This window comes from Methylotetracoccus oryzae, from assembly GCF_006175985.1.
GTDB lineage: Bacteria > Pseudomonadota > Gammaproteobacteria > Methylococcales > Methylococcaceae > Methylotetracoccus > Methylotetracoccus oryzae.
The window spans coordinates 110,800-128,290 of the sequence record NZ_SRSH01000015.1 but is presented as its reverse complement, the minus strand read 5'-3'; the positions used below and the strand labels follow the sequence as shown (position 1 = coordinate 128,290).

Sequence of the window (17,491 nt, the reverse complement as noted above, 5' to 3'; positions counted from 1 at the left end):
ATCAATTGCCAACCTAAGCAACGAGGACAAGATGGTAGTGGACTCCGCATTCGGACGTTTGGCTCGCAAAGGGTGTGCAGCGTCGCGGGACCGGTTAGGGTACGGTCTCGCGCTGGCGCTGCTAGCGTTCGCAGCGCCGAGCCCAGCGGAAGAGTCTTCGGAAACGTCGAACACCCCGTGGGCGTTCAATCTGTCCCTGTACGCGTGGATGAGCGGCCTGACCGGGAATTACTCCGCCGGCGCGTTCAATCGCTCCGTGGACGCCAGCTTCATCGACCTGGCCGAGAACTCGCGGCGCTTTCCGATCGGGTTCATGGGCCGTTTCGAGGCACACTACGAGCGCTTGGGATTCTATCTGGACGGTAACTATATGAGCCTGGCGTTCGACCCGAAATTCCAGCGCTTCGGCCGAGGAGTGGACACCGAACTGGGCTTGATGGATTACGGGCTCATGTACCGTCTGGTCGGACCCACGGCCGACGAGGCCCCGACCCTGCATGGCGAGAGACGGCCCAACCGGCTGGACGTCTACGCCGGCGCCAGAACGCTATGGCTGGATAACAGCTTCACGGTGACCGTCCCCGGCCTCGGCTTGTCCCGCACGTTTGCCGCGGAGCAAAGCTTTACCAGCCCGCAAATCGGTGGTCGTTTCATCGTCGACATCACACAGGACCTCTTCCTGCTGACCGATGCCAATCTCGGCGGTTTCGGTGCCGATGGCGTGTCGTTCACCGGCGGACTGTTGGGGATGCTCGGTTACCGGGTGAACGCGGGCGACCTGCCGCTGTCGATCCAGGCGGGTTACAAGGCCTTGCGCTACGAAGTGAACGGTGGCGAACGAGTTCCGATCAGAACGCGCGCGACCCTGAACGGCCCCTTTCTCGGCCTGACGGCGTACTGGTAATGCGACGGCGACAGCCTCTTGGCGTTCAAGGAGTTCATTGGCGGCCCCGAGCCACGGGGACCATCAAACACCCCATCGAGGAAGTCACCGTCGCGGACTCGAGTACTTGCGCGAACCGCAGGCAACTGCCTGCGGCCGGCGATCCGCGACCCCGCCGGGCACGTCCGCCAAGCTCGCCGCCGGCGGGCCCAAGGGGCGCTGTGCCCTGTGGTTCCTGCCTGTGTGTCAGGGCGGCGTGTCACAACTGATCACGGACTCGACCGGCTCGCCGAGGCTGCCGTCAGCATTTTGTGGGTAGTAGCTTATCTTGACCTCACCCGCTCGCACGACCAAGGTTTCGGTCAGCGGCTCAGTTCCGCCAGAAACACCCGTATCCACCGAGGCGATACGTGCCCTGCTTAGCGCAAGCTTGAGAAATACCTGCCGGTTTTCGCTTCCTTGCTCGCTTTCCAACTCGATGGTCTTGAAGCGCTGAGCCAGCACCGCCGCAGCTGACAGCGCCGGACTTGCGATGTCCAGTTCCTTGCGGATCGTCAGGCCGCTGCAGTAGTTTCGTGTCAACTTCAAAGAAAATGCGGATGCCTCGATCCACCCCGCATGATCCTTGTCCAGAGACGCCCCCGCTACGCCGGGCACCAGCATGTAGGTCCGGGTGTCCGCCTCTGCCACCGTAAACGGCGCCACCGCCGCCATGAAGCACACGACCGCAAATGCATGCCGGATCGCCGGGTGTCTCTCGTAAACCTTCATTATTCTTCTCGACATGACACGACTCCTGTTAATTAGGCGGCGCGACTCCGCCGACAACCGCTTGATTGCAGCCCGTCAACAAAGGCTGGAAAAACCCTCGCTACATTAGTCCATCCGGCCGATTTCCGCTCGTGGATGTCCGTGGGAGGTCTACAACTCCAGCCATCCGCGTGCCACCAGGAAGTACGCCTGACGCACAGTGGATTCGCAAGACCGGCCACTTCCTTGTTTCAGGCGACGGTTATGGCCGGTCCGCGTCCCCAACATCAATGCGACGCGGACCGGCAGCGAATAAGCGACAGCCTACCCTCGATCCGGCTCAGCGCGGTGCTTCGGCTCCGGAGGTCCATGCGTAGAGCTTGTTCGCGGCGCGCTCCGTCCACAGCGTGATGGCGTTCTCGGCATCGCCGAGCGTCCACTGGGCGGCCGCCTTGATGTGTCCACTGCCGATTTGCCGATCGGCAACGGCGGCCAGCAGGTCGCCGCTCACGGAATCGACCACCTTCGCCGCTCCCTTGGCCGACCCCACGAAGGGATAACTGCCGGTTGCGAGATAGGCGACGGTGCTCAGTGTTCGCGCCTGTGGCACTGCCATGGTGATGGTTCGCAGCACCGGCGTCGCTCCCTGGGCGTCGGTCAGCGCCACCTGCAAGCGCATGGCGCCGGGTCCCGGCTGATCGACGAGTTGGAACTTGGCTCCAAGATTCTCTTTCAACTTCGCGTAAAAGTAATCCGCAAGATGCTGCTGATCGGCAGCGGAAATCTGCGACTCAGTACTCGACACGATGATGACCGGATCGACCAAGACCTTGGTGTATTGGGTCCAGCGCGCTTTCGAGTTCACGTAGCGCAAGTCCATCTGCCCTTCCCCACCCGGTTGGAGCTTATTGCAGTAGCTCCCCAGGAAATTGCAGATCGCGGTCTTGTCCTCGATGGGGGCTCGCTGGGTCGTCGCGCAGGCTGTCAGAAACAGCAAACTGCCGGAAAGCAGAGCAATACGCCCATGTTCGAAAGGCTTGTACTTCATTCGTCACTCCCAGTTTGGAGAATCGGGACTATCCCTTCCGGGCAACAACCAGCGCCGGGATACGCCATTTTCCTGATGTCAGCGCGCCGCGCAAGTAAAACGGCACCCTGCGAATCCAGCTTCGTAGGCGGGATTCGAGTGCCGCGAGTCGGGCCTGCCGACGGGAAAGTCCGCCTGCGGGAGGACACGTCCCAAGAACTCAATTGGCGTCGGTACGCTGCCAGATCAGCGTGTGATGGTCGCAATAAGCCGGCAGGACTGTGGGCGCGCCGAAACCGGCATCCGCGGCCATGCGGGTCAGCGCCGAGGGCGCTTCCGGAAAGTCCCGGTCATCGATATGGCAGCACACCGCATCGATGGCGTTCTCGGTCAGATTCGTCCACTGAGCCCGGGCCCGGCCGATATAGCGCTGCAGGTAGGCAATGCGATCCTCTCCTTCCGCGCGCATGACGTCGATCATCACCAGCAGTCCACCGGGTGCGACGCGCCGCGCGGCCTGTCGAAAGAACTCCACCTTCTCGCGCGTTTGCAGATGGTGAACGGCGAAGCTGGTGAACACCACGTCGAACCGTTCGTCGCCGGACCGTAGCGCATCCATCAGATCGATTTCCTGCAGTTCCACTGTGCAGGGGACATGGCTAAGCTGGCGGCCAGCCTCGGCGAGGGCCGTGTCAGCGATGTCGTAGCCGACATAGCGATTGACGGCCGTCCCCCGCAGTGCCTTTGCGATGAAGCGGGCATCGCCGCAACCGAGGTCGATCAGCGAGAATGGCCGGCCGCGATAATGGGACTCCAGGTAGTTCCCGAGCGCATCGAAAATCTCCCGATGACACATGTAGTTGTTGTCGAGGATCGCCGCGTAGGCCGCCCAGGTCGATTCGAAAAACTCTTCGACGGTAGGATGAGCGATCGCTGGGGATACAGAGGGCGACGAGGCGGACATGATTTGCTCCGAAGTTATTCAACTACGGAAGCGATTCTAGTGCAGACGCACCGGCTCTGCTGCTGTCTTCAGGAGGCCAAACGGCCTGCCAGGCGCTTGGATGAAGGTATTCTCAGACTACAGCAACGCGTCCCATGACCCCGCCCGCCCACTCCGTATCGATGTTCCGCTCGATTGGCCGGTATTTCCGCCGGTAATCGTGATCGATGGCATCCACGAAGCGGATTACGCAGTCGGCGCCGGGGCCCAGCTGCTCATGCAGGCGCCGCTGCAGCGCATCACGGATCGCCTCCTCCGCGCCCGGATTACGAAGGATCAGCTGAATCTCCAGGCTCTGCGCACCCCGTTCGTAGACCTTGATTTCGGCGATCGCGTCCCCGACCCCGGCGTTGACTGCGTTGACCAAGCGGTTGAAGAAGGAGGCATGGATGCGCCGACCTCCGGCAAACTCCAGAAACGTGGTGTTCTTGCCCTCGATCCAGGCGATCTGCGACAAGCCAAGGTGTGCCTCGGGGCGCGGCCCGGCCCTGAACAGATCCTTCATCGCATAGCGGATGAAGGGAAACGCGCTTAGCCCCAGGCGGGTGATGACTGCCTCACCGATGTCGGCGCTCTGCCCAACCGTCTCCACATAGGCGAGGTGCCCGAACACCTTAAGGGCATTCCCCGCCTGGTGAGCGATTTCGCCCAACTCCACCGAGCCGTACGAATCCTCTATCCGGCTGCGCGGGAACACGCTTTGAATATTGCTGCGCTGGCAGTCGAAAAAGGTTTCACCGCTGACGTTGATCAGGCGCGGCTGATGTCCGAGCCGCAATCCCCGGCGGCGGATCGTCTGGGCGATCACGTTCATCGGCGATGGGAAGATCAGCAACAGTTCCGGCCGGAACGCATCCATTTCCGACAGCAAATGTTCGATCGTGGGCTCGTCCAGATGGCTGAACAGTATGATCCGGAATCCGGTCATCGCGCCGAGCCGGTTGAACGACGCGAGTTCGTCGATGTTGTAGGTGCCCGCCGGGTAGAACACCAGCACGCGTTGCCCCAGTTCCCAGCCCATGCGCCGCCAACACGCGAAAAAACTGAACAGTAGCGCGAACGTGTGCTCCTTGTTCATCCGCACCACCAGGGGTTCGGCGGTTGTGCCGCCGGTGCACATGGGCAACACGAAATCCGTCGACCGAAGCTGCCGGAACAGTCCCCAGGCGGTTGTTCCGAAACGCAGTGTCAGCTCTTCGAGACGGTGCTGATAGGCGGCATCCATGACGGCGACCCCGGCATCCAGGTAATCGTCCTTCGTGAATACCGGCAACTGGGCGTAACGCTGGAAGAAGTCGGCATCCGTCGCCTTTTCGGTCTGGCCCAGGAAGGACCTGAAGCGCCCCCTGAAAAATGGGTTTGACCGATCGACCCGTTCCAGCAGCTTCTGCAGTTCCGCCCGCAGCAAAGCGCCCGATGCGGGGCCTTCGGGCACTATCGCGGTACGGCGATAGATCTCTTCAGCTCCGATGGCTCGCAGGAAGCCGCCGAGGAAGAGTTGGCGGAGGCGGACCTGAGTGAATGGCATTGTTTATCGCGGCAGCGTGGGGATACGAAGGCCGCACCGTACACTCGGGTCAGCGCAGTGACCACGAAAGACGATGGCGCGGTGCGTGATGGGCCGACACTGCGCGGCGACGCAGCCCGGGCTCTATTGTCTATCGGGGGTTATGCGGCGAACCCGGCGCGACCAATGAACAGGTAGTACGGCACCCGGAGGCCCGGCAGATACGGAATCGGCGCTCGACGCTCTTCGACCGCGTGGTCACGGCATAGCCCGCGGAGAGCGCTCACATGCTCCGCGTTCAGTCGCACGCCATCGTGGCCGAACCACGCGCGCCAGAACAGGCTGGCCAGCCGGCCCTGCTGTGGAGAAACGGTGAAATCAACAACGGCCAGCAAGCCGCCCGGCTTGAGCATCGCCATGGCGTTGCCCAGCGCGGCGTTCCAGTCCGGGATCATCGTCAGGCTATACGAAAAGATCACGCAGTCGACGGAGTGCGCGGGACGATAGCTCGTCGCGTCTCCCTCGACCACCCGCACGTTCGGAAACGGCGCCGCGCGCCGCCGGGCCTCAGCCAGCAGCGCCGGACACAGGTCAACCAGGTCCACCGATTCGAACGCGTTGAGCCGCTGGCCGAAGTGATCCAGATTGCGGCCCGTGCCGGCCCCGAGTTCCACGATGCGGGCGCACCGCGGCAGTTCGAGTTGCTCGATCAACTCGCGGCGCCCTTGCAGCAGGCGCTCGCGGAAGTCGTCATACGCTGCTGCCTGCGGCGCGTAAAAGGCTTGCAGCCGCGATGCCGCATCGCCACTGCGCGGCATGCCCCGGAGCATGTGCAGCACGACGCGCAGATCGGACGCGGCGCTCATGTCGGCACGTCGGCAATGTGGAAGCCGGCGTAGGTATGCACCCGGTCCTCGGTCTGCAGGCGCGCCGCCAGCGCATCGTCGAACTGCAGCCGGTCCTTCAGACGCTGTCCGCCGAGTTCGAGCTGTTCCAGGTAGGCCGGCCGCGCGTGCGCACTGCGGAAGATGATGCGGGCATTCGGCGTCGCGCGATCCAGGATGGCCTCCCATTCCTCGCGCAGCGCGGCAGGGTTCACACTGGACATCCAGTCCATATGGTCCAGCAACACGAAGCGCGAGAGCGTCTCGGGCGTAGCGTGCAGGAAGCTCGTCACGGTGCAGGTGTGCGCACTGATGCGGTCCACCAGCCCCCCCTTCAGGGCCAGGAAATTGTCGCGTTTCAGATACTCCGGACAGCACGCCTCGCCGTAGCGGCCACGCACGTAGACGCTCCAGAAATAGTTATTCCAGACCGGCAGTTGACGGAACACATACTCGATCGAGTCGCGCACGAACCCGGCGACGCCTCCGGCATGCTGTGCCTGAACCTCACGGCGCTGCGCGGTCGGCACCCCGAGCAGGCTCATCGTCAGTTGCCGGGACAAAGCCCAGTTCAGGCCGCGGTGCCAGAGCTGCGGCTGGATGTGCTCGTCGTAGAGGCGGCGTTGCTCCTCGAGGTTCTGTGTCTCGAACAGCGCCAGCACCGGCTCGGCCAGTCGCGGCCGCATCGCCAGATAAGTCCGGAACAGACGAGCCACCAGCCCCGACAGGCCATGGTAGTAGAAACTGCCCTGGCGGCTGACGAACCAGCCGGCGTTACGGTCCCAGAACGCGCGCCCAAACTCGGAAAGCTCGGCGCGCAGCAGATCACGGTAGAGTTCCGGGAAGTGAGCGTGGTACCCCTGGCCAAACGTCGCAAAGAAATCGCTGAAATCGAGCCGGCGGATACCCGCCAGCTTGAGTTCCAGCAAGGCGGTCTGCCGCGGGTTCGCATCAACGGCATAGATATGGCGGGGACTTGTCAGCGCGTAGTCGAGGACATTGCAACCGGCGCTGGTGATGACCAGCATCCTATCGTCCGGTCCGAGTTGCAGGGCCCGGCGGTCCACGGCCGGATCTTCCCAGCACGTGTTGTAGACAAGGGAACGGGAGTAGATCGCGTCGAATATACGTTGATCGACGCGTTCGGTCAGAGTCGGTTCGTGTTTCAGGGCCGGAATCCTCTGGATTTGGGTTTTCGGCACGATACACGTCGGATGTGACAATACGATTGCCTGAAGATCTCCGGCAAGGCGCACCACCCACGCGACTTGCGGCCGCGGCACAGATGGCGCCGCGTGCTAACATGCGCCCGCGCAGTGGGTATCGCCAGAACAACGGTGAATTGCAGATGGCAGAGAACGATGGCCGGAGCGGATTCGAGGGACCGGGCGGCACGCCCGGCGGCCTGGGCGAGTTCGTCGTCGGCGTCCTGATGGCCACCGCGGCACTGTACCTGCTAACCAGTCAGGTGACGGTGAGCAGCGGGTACTGGCAACTTTGGGGATACAACGCCATGGGACTGTCGCTGGTTCCGCTGATCCTGGGCGTGGGCGTGCTGTTCTTCAATGGCAAGTCGCCCGCCGGCTGGTTACTGTTGGCCGCGGGGCTGGTCATCGTCGTGACGGGTATCGTCATGAACCTGCATTTCTACTTCCAACCCACGAGTCTCTTCAACACGCTGATCATGCTGAGTCTGCTGGCCGGCGGGATCGGCTTTCTGGCCCGTGGATTGCGAGGACATTGACCAACCGACCCGCGCGGATTGCGTTTCGGCCGGGGCACCATTACGCTGGTCCGGCGGCAGCACCCCATCCCGAGCGAGCCCAGTAATGTCCGACAGCAAGGCCGTGGTTCTCAGCGCCACCCGAGACGGGTCGGCCTACTTCGATTTTTATCAACGGTTGCGCGCGCGGATCCGCCATTCGCTGGCGCGCCGAAAAGCGCCCGGACCACCGGCGTCGTCGGCTTTCGGGGGCCTGGTCGAATACCTGTCGACCCTGCCGGATCTCTTCCACCTGGGCGTCAGCCTGTTGCTCGACAAGAGCGTCCCCTCAGAGAACAAGGGTGCGCTCATTGCCGCTCTGGTCTATGTGATGAGCCCGATCGATCTGATCCCGGACGCGCTGCCTATTGCCGGCTGGGTCGACGACCTGATCGTGATCATCGTCGCGCTGAACAAGTTTCTGGAAACCGAGAAGCCCGAGGTCGCGGCCGCCGTGCGGCGGCACTGGGCCGGCGATCAGGACGTGTTCGAACTCCTGAAACATCTGCTGGCAGTCGGCGATGGCGCCATCGAATTCTTTCCGAAACGGCTGACACGCATGATGCGCGACATGTTCCGTTGACCGAACGCCCTCCCCATCGCCGGCCAGCAGAAAGGCTCTGGCCGGGATGGGGATGATCAGGTCCAGTGGGTCAGATCGAGCAGGTAGGGCGCATCCGGCCGCAGGTGCTCCACCGGAACCGGCGGCACCTCGGTGGCGCTGCCGAACGGCAGGAACTTGCCACCGGCACTCCAGGGCGGCACGTTCGTCAACGGCTGCCGCCGCTGCTGGCGCCGCGGGGTCGCATCGACAGCCGGACTGGTCCATGACGTACCGGCCGAACCCCACACGCCGGGACGGGGCGGATAGTAGGTGAAACCGCCCGCGATGCGACGCGTCCAGTTATCGATCAGGTCGACGACGAGTGAGCTGACCGGGTAAACGGTCGGATGCAGCGTCGAAGGGGGATTCCAGACCTTGTACCGCACGCCGGCAACGTACTCGCCCTGGATCCCGGTCTCGTGCAACGGGACGATGAAGCCGTTGCAGAAGACACTGTAGCGGCCGGGCGTAAGACCGAGGCAACGCACCTGCACCCGTTCGTTCGCGGCATCGACGAAGCGGGTGACGCCGCCGGCGCAAGTCTCCTCCGCGAGCAGCGCCCAGGGTTCGTGGGCGGTCCGCAACTCCAGCGTGACGTCACCGATCTGGGTCGTGCCGAGAACCGGGAAGCGCAACTCGACGATGGGCAGAAACCACTCCTCCTGCAAGGGATAACCCGCGTCGGAGAGCACCGCCAGCACACTGCGGAAATCCTCCCACAGCAGGCGCGGCAGCATGAAGCGATCGTGCAGCGCCTCACCCCAGCGAATGAATCGCCCCGCCTCGGGCTTCTTCGCCAGCGCGGCGATCAATGCCGACACCAGCAGGGACTGCAGCGCGGCCAGCTTCGGGTCCGGCACCGACTCAAAGGAACGCAGCACCAGTTTGCCGAAGCGCAGGCTCGGCCGGTCCGGCGCGTACAGCAGATCCATCCGGATCTCGGCGCGCTTCATGTTGCCGGCAGGATCGGCCAACAGGTGGCGCAGCAGCCGGTCCGGCACCCAGGGCATCAGGTTCTCGCCGCTCGGGACGCGCTCCAGCGCCAGCCCGAGTTCGTACAGGGCATCGTCGCGACCTTCGTCGGGGCGCGGCGCCGGTCCGTCCGGACCGACCAGGCGACCGGCGAACAGATAGGACAGGGACGGGTGGCGTTGCCAGAAAACGATCAGGTCGCGGAGAAGTTCCGGCCGATGCAGGAACGGGCTGTTGCCGGGATTTTCTCCTCCCAGGGTCAGCTCGGCACCGCCGCCCGGCGGCACGCGCCGACCTTCACCGATGATACGCTCGGCGCGCAACCCCAGTCGCTCCGCCTCATCGTAAGCCGCGACGACCAGTTGCATCTGTGCGGTCCAGCCCGGCATCTCCGGTAGCCAAGCCTTCAGGACACCGGGTTCCGGCTCGATGACCAGCCGCCGCAAACGATGATCCTCGGGCGGTTCATAGCCTTCGAACATCACCGGAATGCCCGTCTCGCGCGCGGTGGCCTCGACCGCGCCGATCAGGTCCAGGTAATGCTCGAGATGCGTCAGCGGCGGAATGAAGACGAATAGCTGACCATCGCGCAACTCGAGCGCAAGCGCGGTGCGCGGGGGGCGGCCAGCCTCGGACAAGGGGCCGTCGGCCTCTTCCATCGCATCACTGGGCGGACCCACGGTCGAATAACGGACGCTGAGCTCGCCGCAATCCTGGGGCAGCAGCGAACGCTCTTCGGTCTGACAGCGTTCGTGTTCGGTATCGAGCGGACCGGCATCACCGGCCGGCAGGCTTTCGATGGGAAGCCGGAAACCCAGCGGCGATTTGCCGGGAATGAGGAACAAGCCTTCGCGCCGAAAGGACCAGCGGCCGCTGGACCAACGCTGCAGTACACGATCCCAGCGCAAGGGCAGCACATAGCCCGCGGGCTCGCCCTGACGCCTCGACAGGCAGGCGGCCACGGCGCGACGACGTTCCGGATCCCGCAGATCGGCCGGCGACGGGATGTACCCGGTGCCGAGTCGGCCGGCCCACAACTGATGGAGGCTGTCTTCGTGAGCGGCCATCACGTGATCCGCCGGCACGCGCAGCACTTGCGCCAGCGACTCCGCGAAGAACCGGACATCCTCCGACTGGATGTTCATCGGCCGGCGGCGGCGCCACGCCAACAGATCGGGGTTCTTCCATATCGGCTGGCCGTCGGCCCGCTGATAACAGCCGAGGCGCCAGCGTGGCAGCTCCTCGCCGCTGAACCACTCACCCTGCCCGATGTGCATGACACCCCCGGCGCCGCAATGGCTGGCGAGTGCCGGCAGCAGCATCTCGGCAACCTGCCGCTTGTGCGGCCCGAGGGCTCCGGTCGTCCATTCCGCTGCCGTTGGATACTCCATGGAAACGAAGGACAAGCCGGTCCCAACGGTCAGATTCAGGCGGGCCGACGCGAGATCGGCTTCGACGCGCCGGCCGACGGCCCGAATATCGCGCCAGGCACCCTCATCCACCGGTTGCTCGGGCGGCGCGGGGACCAGACGCCGTACGCTGACCGTGGTGCTGATCTCGCTAGGGCAAGCCTCGTGGTAACCCGATATGGGCACGGTACGCAGCGGATCGGGTGCGGAGGCCAGCGGAATGTAGCCCTCCGAGGTATACAGGCCGCTGGCCGGATCCAGGCCGATCCAGCCGGCACCCGGCAGGAATACATCGCTCCAGGCATGGGGACTGACCACGTCCGGGAGTTCATCCGTTGCGGACAGCCAGACCCGATAGCCCGAGGTGAACCGGGCCGCGAGACCGAGACCGCGCAGGGTCAGCGTCATCAGCCAGGCGGTTTCCCAGGGGGAACCGGAGCCGCGGGCCAACAGCCCTTCAATGTCGACCCAGCCCGGACGGCTCTCCCCAACCGAAGCGATGCGCTGGTGGACGCCGGCCAGTATCCCGTTGAGCTTTTCGACGATGTATTGCGGCGAACGGTCGAGACTGCCCAGCCAATCCGTCAGCCACGGCCCCGGCTGGTCGATCCGCAGATAGGGCACCAGTTCCTTCCTGAGCTGGTCCGGGTACTGGAACGGATAGTTGGCGGCATAGGGATCGGTCAGGAAATCGAACGGATTCGACGGCTCCAGTGCCGCGATGATCTCGAGATCGAACCCCAGGGATGACACCGGTTCCGGCAGGTCGAGTCGCGCCAGATGATTCTCGTAGGGGTCGCGGAGCCAGTTCAGGAAATGCGGCTCAGCGTCGACCCGCAGCGAATAGGCCTCGATGCCGCCCGCCTGCGGAGCGGGCCGCAGTCGCAGCCAATGCGTGGACAGCTGTACCCGGCGCTCGAAGCGTTCGGCGATCCGGGCGGTCAGGGCGATGCGTTGCGTCATGAGGCCCCCAGGCGGCGCAGATCGAGAGTGCACGGGTAGTCCGGATTGGATGGTTCCGGCGGCGGCTCGTAACCGGCGGCGGCCAGTTCGCCTTCGTGAAACCCGGAAAGACCCTGGACCCAGGGTGGCGGTGCGGCATCGCCGGCGGTATGCCCGCAATCCCAGAAACGGGACACGCGGCGCGACTCGGCTTCGTAGGCGTTTACCGGGAAGGTGTCATAGGCTCGACCTCCCGGATGGGCGACGTGATAGACGCAACCGCCGACCGAACGGCCCAACTGCCGGTCGAAGATGTCGAACACCAGCGGCGCATGCACTTCCACCGTTGGATGGAGGCCGAAGGCCGCCTTCCACGCCTTGAACCGCACCCCTGCGACGTAGTCTCCAGTGTTGGCCGTCGCTTGCAACGGCAGACGGCGCCGATTGCAGGTGACCAGGAAACGCTCCGGATCGAGATTGCGGCAACGCACCTGCAGCCGTTCGACCGCCGAGTCGACCACCCGAGCCTGACGGTGCGCCGTAGCGTCCTCACCCAACACCAGCCAGGGTTCGAGCGCCGTACGGAGTTCGAGTTCGACACCGGCGTAGTGGACACGGCCGCAGACCGGAAAGCGAAACTCGAGAAAGGCCTCGAACCAGGCCAGGTCGAAGGGATAGCCGGCCCGCTTGAGCTGCTCGATGACCGTTCCGAAGTCACTCCAGACGTAGTGTGGCAGCAGAAAACGATCATGCAGCGAGGTGCCCCAGGGCACCGGCGAGTGCCGATAGGGCTCGCGCCAGAAATACGCGACCATGGCCCGCAGGAGCAGCATCTGGGCCAGACTCATCCGCGCGTGCGGCGGCATTTCGAAAGCGCGGAATTCCAGCAACCCCTGCCGACCCGAAGCGGAATCGGGCGAGTACAGCTTGTCGATGGAGAACTCGGCACGATGCGTGTTGCCGGTGCCGTCGACCAGAAAATTGCGCAGGGCACGGTCGAGCAGCCAGGGCGCGGCGATGTGCTCGATTTCGCGCAGGCTCACATCCAGTTCGGCGAGCAAACGGCTGCCGCGCTCGTCCGGCCGCGGGGCCTGGGAGGTCGGGCCGATGAAGGTGCCGGAGAACAGATACGACAGCGAGGGATGATGCTGCCAGTAGGTCACCAGCGACCGGAGCAGATCCGGACGCCTCAGAAAAGGGCTGTCCTGCGGTGTGGGACCACCCAGCGTCACGTGGTTGCCGCCTCCGGTCCCGGTATGGCGCCCGTCCAGCATGAACTTCTCGGTCGCCAGGCGCGACAGGCGCGCCTCCTCGTACAGGGTGACGGTGTTGTGCTCCAGGTCCTCCCAGCTCGATGCCGGATGGATGTTGACCTCGATAACGCCCGGGTCGGGGGTGACCTTCAGTACCTTCAGTTCCGGTGATCCCGGTGGTTCGTAGCCCTCGATCAGCACCGGCAGGCCGAGTTCGGCAGCGGTCGCTTCGATCGCTTCGAGCAGGTTCGCGTAATGCCACAGCGTGTTCAGCGGCGGCATGAAGAGGTGCAGGCAGCCGCCGCGGGGTTCGATGCACAGCGCGGTATGCGGGATCCCCTCCCAGGTCCGGTAGCGCTGCCGGATGACCTCCGGCCGTTCGTCGGCCGCGAGCGGCGCGCGGACGTCCGGCGCGGGCGAGGCTGGGGCGGGTCGCGCGCTGGGCAGGGCTCCGACGTTCGGCGAGCGCTGCGGCGAGGGCGCGCTGATCAGGACCTCCTGCTCGACCTCGACGGCCCAGGGCAGTTCGTGCGTGGGCAGGCGCAGGCCCATCGGCGAACCGCCAGGGGTCAGGTACATCTGCTCCCGCGCGAACCGCCACAGGCCGGAGCGCCAGCCGGCAGCGGCGTAGTCCCACAGCAAGGGCAGCGCGAGTCCGACCGGCTGGTCCAGTCCGCGCGCCAGCACCAGGCTCAGGTCGTCGCGGAACTGCGGTGCCCAGGGAATCGCGATCGGGTCGAGATTGACCGGTTGGTTGGCCTCCCGCCACAAATAGTAGACCCAGTCCTCATAGCCGTTGACCAGGTATCTCGGATCGATGCCGAGTCGCTCGGTCAACCGTTCCGCGAACGTTCTGGCCTGTTCCGGCCCCACACCATAATCGCGCTCGGCATCGGCGATCAGCTTTTCGTCCTTCCACAAGGCTTGTCCGTCGGTGCGCCAGAAACAGCCCAGGGCCCAACGCGGCAATGGCTCGCCCGGGTACCATTTACCCTGGCCGAAATGCAACAGGGCGCCGGGGCCGAAGGCCGCGCGCAAGCGTTTCAGCAGCACGCCGGCGCGCCGCCGCTTGTCGGCACCAAGCGCCTCGGTGTTCCACTCGGGACCTTCCATGTCGTCGACCGAAACGAAGGTCGGCTCGCCGCCCATCGTCAGGCGCGTGTCGAGCGCCCGCAGTTCCGCGTCGACCTGATGGCCCAGATGCTGGATATCGGCCCATTGCGCTTCGGTGTAGGGCTTGGTTACACGCGGGTCTTCCAGCACGCGCTTGACGACATTGGCGTAGCCGAACTCGACCTCGCATTTGTCGCTGGCGCCGGTCAGCGGCGCGGCGCTCACCGGATCGGGCGTGCAGGCCAGCGGGATATGCCCTTCCCCGGCAAACAGTCCCGATGTCGGATCGAGCCCGATCCAGCCCGCACCCGGAATGAAAACCTCCGCCCAGGCATGCAGGTCGGTGAAATCCTCCTCGGGCCCCGAGGGGCCGTCCAGGGACTTCTGATCGGCCGTCAGCTGGATCAGGTAGCCGGACACGAAACGCGCGGCCAGCCCCATATGGCGGAGGATCTGCACCAGCAGCCAGCCGGTATCGCGGCACGAGCCGAGTGCCTTGGTCAGCGTCTCTTCGCCGGTCTGAACACCGGGATCGAAGCGGATCGTGTAGTCGATGTCGTCCTTCAGGCGCTGGTTGATCGCGACCAGAAAGTCGACGATGCGCATCTTGCGCCGGTCGACCTTCTCCAGCCAGGCCATCAGCTTCGGACCGCTCTCGGTCAGTTCGAAGTACGGTTCGAGTTCCCGCTTCAACAGCGGCTCGTACTGAAACGGAAAGTGCTCGGCGTATTTCTCGACGTAGAAGTCGAACGGGTTGATCACCGTCATCTCGGCGACCAGACGCACGTCGATCTTCAGTTCATCGACCTTGCCCGGAAAAACCACCCGGGCGATGGTGTTCCCGAAGGGATCCTGCTGCCAGTACAGGCGGTGATCGGCCGGTGTGATGTCGAGGCGATAATCGTGTATCGGCGTCCGCGCATGCGGCGCGGGACGCAGGCGGATCACATGCGGGGAAAGCGAGACCGTACGGTCGTATCGATAAGAGGTGCTGTGCTCGATGGCGACATGTATTGCCACGTACGATTCTTCTCCGAAAGGCTGCGCAGGTCGGCCGCGGCGCGGGGGGCGAGAGACCGACGGTTTTCCTGGGGCGAAGCCGTACTGTAACGGATTTTCATGGGTCCGGGCGAACGCGTTCGAACAATGCAGTGGTTCCTTGCGTTCACTCCCTGGCGACCGTCACTGAACGATCACCGGCCACCGGAGTGAATAGCGTATGCATCCTAACGCAGGAAACGGAGCCGTCCAGCCACTGCGCCAAGGCAGCCTGCCCGGGCCTTGCGGCGAGCGCCGCAGGGCAGGCTGTCGGCGAACGTATCAGTCTTCCTGCCGCTTGTGCTTGCCGGCCAGTTCCTTCTGCACGGCGGGCGGAGCCGGTTCGTAATGGCTGAACTGGATGCCCCAGTTCCCCTCGCCACCGGTCAGCGATTTGACCCGCGAACCGTATTCCTGCAGTTCGGCCAGCGGCGCCAGGGCCCGGATGATGACCTCGCCATTCGGGCCGGCGTCGGTCCCGCTGATGCGCGCCCGGCGCGAAGAGAGGTCGCCGGAGATCCCGCCGGCGGAGTTGCCCGGCCCGCTGACTTCCAGATCGACCATCGGCTCCAGTACGACCGCCCCGGCCTTGTCGACCGCATCGAGAAAGGCCTTGCGACCGGCCGTCACGAAGGCGATTTCCTTGGAATCGACCGCGTGATACTTGCCGTCGACGACCGTGACGCGAACATCCTGTAACGGAAAGCCAGCCAGCGCGCCGGTGGCCATGACCTGACGCACGCCCTTTTCGATCGCAGGAATGAACGTTCCGGGAATGGCTCCACCGACGATGCGATTGACGAACTCGAAGCCTTCGCCACGCGGCAGCGGCTCGATCTGCAGCGCGACTTCCGCGAACTGCCCGGCGCCGCCGGTCTGCTTCTTGTGGCGGCAGAAACCATCGGCCGGCTTGGTGATCGTCTCCCGGTACGGGATGGTCGGAGCATGCGTTTCGACCTCCACGTGGAAGCGCTCGTCGAGCTTTTCCAGTGCGACGCGCAGGTGGAAATCGCCGAGACCGCGCAGCACGGTCTCGTTGGCGGTCATGTCGTATTCGATCCGCAAACCGGGATCCTCGGCCACGAGTTTGTGCAGCACTTCGGTGATCTTCTGCTCATCGCCGCGGCGCTTGGCCTTCAACGCCAAACCGACCAGCGGCGTGGGATACGACAACTGCGGCGCGGCAACTGCATCCTGCTCGTGCTTCTCGTGCAGCACGACGTCCTGCTCGACCTCCTCGATCTTCGCGACGGCGCAGATGTCGCCGGCTTCCGCTTCGTCGATCTCCTGGTGCTCCTTGCCGCTGATGCGAAGCAGATGAGCCAGCTTCACCTGTTTGCCATCGCGCCCCACCAGTATCTGCGAACCCTTGCGGAGACGGCCCTGATGAATGCGCACCAGCCCGATCTTGCCGATGAACGGATCGAATTCGAGCTTGAACAAATGGGCCAGCAGCGGCGCGTCCGCGTTCGGTTCGGCCCAGAGCTGCTCACCCTTGCCATCGGCTTCGGCGATGAACGGATAGGGATTGGCCTCCAGCGGGCTCGGCGCCAGGTCGGCCAGCGCTTGCAGCAGTTCCGGCACACCGGCGCCGCTCCGCGCGGACACGAAGCACACCGGAATCAGGTGCCCTTCGCGCAACGCCTTCTCGAACGGGGCATGCAGTTCGTCGGGGTTCATATCGCCCTGCGACAGGTATTGCTCGGTTGCCGCCTCGTCGACCTCGACCGCCTGTTCCAGCAACGCCGCGTGCGCCTCGGACACGGACGAAAAATCCGCGGACCCGTCGTTGTGGGCCACGACGTCGACGACGCGCTCGGCATGATCCGTCGGCAGATCCAGCGGCAGGCATTCCTTCCCGAATGCCTCCGTAATCTCTTCCAGCAGCGTGGCGAGCCGATCAGGCTCGGCATCGATCTTGTTGATCAGGATCATGCACGGCACATGCTGATGGGCCACCCAGTCCATCATGCGCCGGGTCATGGGCTCGATGCCGGTCTGGGCATTGACCACGACCGCGACGGTCTCGACCGCCGACAGGGCGCTGAGGGTCTGGCCGAGAAAGTCCGGATAGCCCGGCGTGTCGATCAGGTTGATCCGCCGCCCCGCGAAGTCGAAACCGACGACCGAGACCTGGAGTGAATGCTGGTGGCGCTGTTCCAGTGCGTCGAAATCACTGACGGTATCGCCCTTTTCGACGCTACCCTTGACCGGTTTGGCGCCGGCATGGAACAGCAAGGCCTCGACCAGACTGGTCTTGCCTGCACTGGCCTGTCCAACCAGCGCAATATTGCGTATGTTTTCTGCAGTGTATGCAGCCACGGTTCATCCCTCGAAAATCACC

12 protein-coding genes are annotated in these 17,491 nt (G+C 64.4%); 3 read left to right on the top strand and 9 right to left on the bottom strand.

Features of this window, described 5'->3' with window-relative positions; genetic code table 11:
• Positions 1-31: 31 nt before the first annotated feature.
• Complete coding sequence (locus tag BWR02_RS15320; RefSeq protein WP_139558797.1) at positions 32-904, top strand: hypothetical protein; 873 nt, start codon at positions 32-34, stop codon at positions 902-904.
• A 225-nt stretch (positions 905-1,129) separates the two neighbouring features.
• Here the strand turns inward: BWR02_RS15320 and BWR02_RS15315 are convergent, their stop codons facing one another.
• The 6 genes from BWR02_RS15315 to BWR02_RS15290 form a co-directional block, all read right to left on the bottom strand.
• Positions 1,130-1,669, bottom strand: a complete 540-nt coding sequence (locus tag BWR02_RS15315; RefSeq protein WP_139558796.1) for an Hcp family type VI secretion system effector — start codon at positions 1,667-1,669, stop codon at positions 1,130-1,132.
• A 304-nt stretch (positions 1,670-1,973) separates the two neighbouring features.
• On the bottom strand, positions 1,974-2,681 hold the full coding sequence (locus tag BWR02_RS15310) for a DUF3313 domain-containing protein (RefSeq protein ID WP_139558795.1): 708 nt from the start codon (positions 2,679-2,681) through the stop codon (positions 1,974-1,976).
• 199 nt (positions 2,682-2,880) lie between these two features.
• Positions 2,881-3,624: a class I SAM-dependent methyltransferase gene (locus tag BWR02_RS15305; protein ID WP_139558794.1), complete on the bottom strand. Its 744-nt coding sequence runs from the start codon at positions 3,622-3,624 to the stop codon at positions 2,881-2,883.
• A gap of 112 nt (positions 3,625-3,736) precedes the next feature.
• A complete protein-coding gene (locus tag BWR02_RS15300; RefSeq protein WP_139558793.1) occupies positions 3,737-5,191 on the bottom strand; it encodes a phenylacetate--CoA ligase family protein in 1,455 nt (484 codons plus the stop codon).
• 140 nt (positions 5,192-5,331) lie between these two features.
• Positions 5,332-6,036 carry a class I SAM-dependent methyltransferase gene (locus tag BWR02_RS15295; RefSeq protein WP_139558792.1) on the bottom strand — a complete coding sequence of 235 codons (705 nt, stop codon included), beginning with the start codon at positions 6,034-6,036 and terminating at the stop codon, positions 5,332-5,334.
• The gene (locus tag BWR02_RS15290; protein ID WP_201276289.1) at positions 6,033-7,256 is read right to left on the bottom strand and encodes a BtaA family protein; all 1,224 of its coding nucleotides are present in this window, start codon (positions 7,254-7,256) and stop codon (positions 6,033-6,035) included. Before BWR02_RS15290 ends, BWR02_RS15295 begins: the two co-directional genes overlap by 4 nt.
• Positions 7,257-7,357: 101 nt before the next feature.
• Between BWR02_RS15290 and BWR02_RS15285 the strand changes: the two genes are divergently transcribed.
• Complete coding sequence (locus BWR02_RS15285) at positions 7,358-7,798, top strand: hypothetical protein (RefSeq protein ID WP_201276288.1); 441 nt, start codon at positions 7,358-7,360, stop codon at positions 7,796-7,798.
• 85 nt (positions 7,799-7,883) lie between these two features.
• Positions 7,884-8,399 carry a YkvA family protein gene (locus BWR02_RS15280; protein ID WP_139558791.1) on the top strand — a complete coding sequence of 172 codons (516 nt, stop codon included), beginning with the start codon at positions 7,884-7,886 and terminating at the stop codon, positions 8,397-8,399.
• A 56-nt stretch (positions 8,400-8,455) separates the two neighbouring features.
• Here BWR02_RS15280 and BWR02_RS15275 read toward each other — a convergent pair whose 3' ends face one another.
• From BWR02_RS15275 to fusA, 3 genes are all read right to left on the bottom strand, one after another.
• Positions 8,456-11,764 carry a transglutaminase family protein gene (locus BWR02_RS15275; RefSeq protein WP_139558790.1) on the bottom strand — a complete coding sequence of 1,103 codons (3,309 nt, stop codon included), beginning with the start codon at positions 11,762-11,764 and terminating at the stop codon, positions 8,456-8,458.
• On the bottom strand, positions 11,761-15,129 hold the full coding sequence (locus BWR02_RS15270; protein WP_139558789.1) for a transglutaminase family protein: 3,369 nt from the start codon (positions 15,127-15,129) through the stop codon (positions 11,761-11,763). Before BWR02_RS15270 ends, BWR02_RS15275 begins: the two co-directional genes overlap by 4 nt.
• Before the next feature lie 300 nt (positions 15,130-15,429).
• Complete coding sequence (gene fusA / locus BWR02_RS15265) at positions 15,430-17,469, bottom strand: elongation factor G (protein ID WP_139558788.1); 2,040 nt, start codon at positions 17,467-17,469, stop codon at positions 15,430-15,432.
• Between the last annotated feature and the right edge of the window lie 22 nt (positions 17,470-17,491).

Excerpts from the sequence above, each read along its gene's own strand:
- BWR02_RS15320 (WP_139558797.1), top strand. The coding sequence starts at position 32 with ATGGTAGTGGACTCCGCATTCGGACGTTTGGCTCGCAAAGGGTGTGCA.
- BWR02_RS15315 (WP_139558796.1), bottom strand. The coding sequence starts at position 1,669 with ATGTCGAGAAGAATAATGAAGGTTTACGAGAGACACCCGGCGATCCGG.
- BWR02_RS15310 (WP_139558795.1), bottom strand. The coding sequence starts at position 2,681 with ATGAAGTACAAGCCTTTCGAACATGGGCGTATTGCTCTGCTTTCCGGC.
- BWR02_RS15305 (WP_139558794.1), bottom strand. The coding sequence starts at position 3,624 with ATGTCCGCCTCGTCGCCCTCTGTATCCCCAGCGATCGCTCATCCTACC.
- BWR02_RS15300 (WP_139558793.1), bottom strand. The coding sequence starts at position 5,191 with ATGCCATTCACTCAGGTCCGCCTCCGCCAACTCTTCCTCGGCGGCTTC.
- BWR02_RS15295 (WP_139558792.1), bottom strand. The coding sequence starts at position 6,036 with ATGAGCGCCGCGTCCGATCTGCGCGTCGTGCTGCACATGCTCCGGGGC.
- BWR02_RS15285 (WP_201276288.1), top strand. The coding sequence starts at position 7,358 with ATGCGCCCGCGCAGTGGGTATCGCCAGAACAACGGTGAATTGCAGATG.
- BWR02_RS15280 (WP_139558791.1), top strand. The coding sequence starts at position 7,884 with ATGTCCGACAGCAAGGCCGTGGTTCTCAGCGCCACCCGAGACGGGTCG.
- BWR02_RS15275 (WP_139558790.1), bottom strand. The coding sequence starts at position 11,764 with ATGACGCAACGCATCGCCCTGACCGCCCGGATCGCCGAACGCTTCGAG.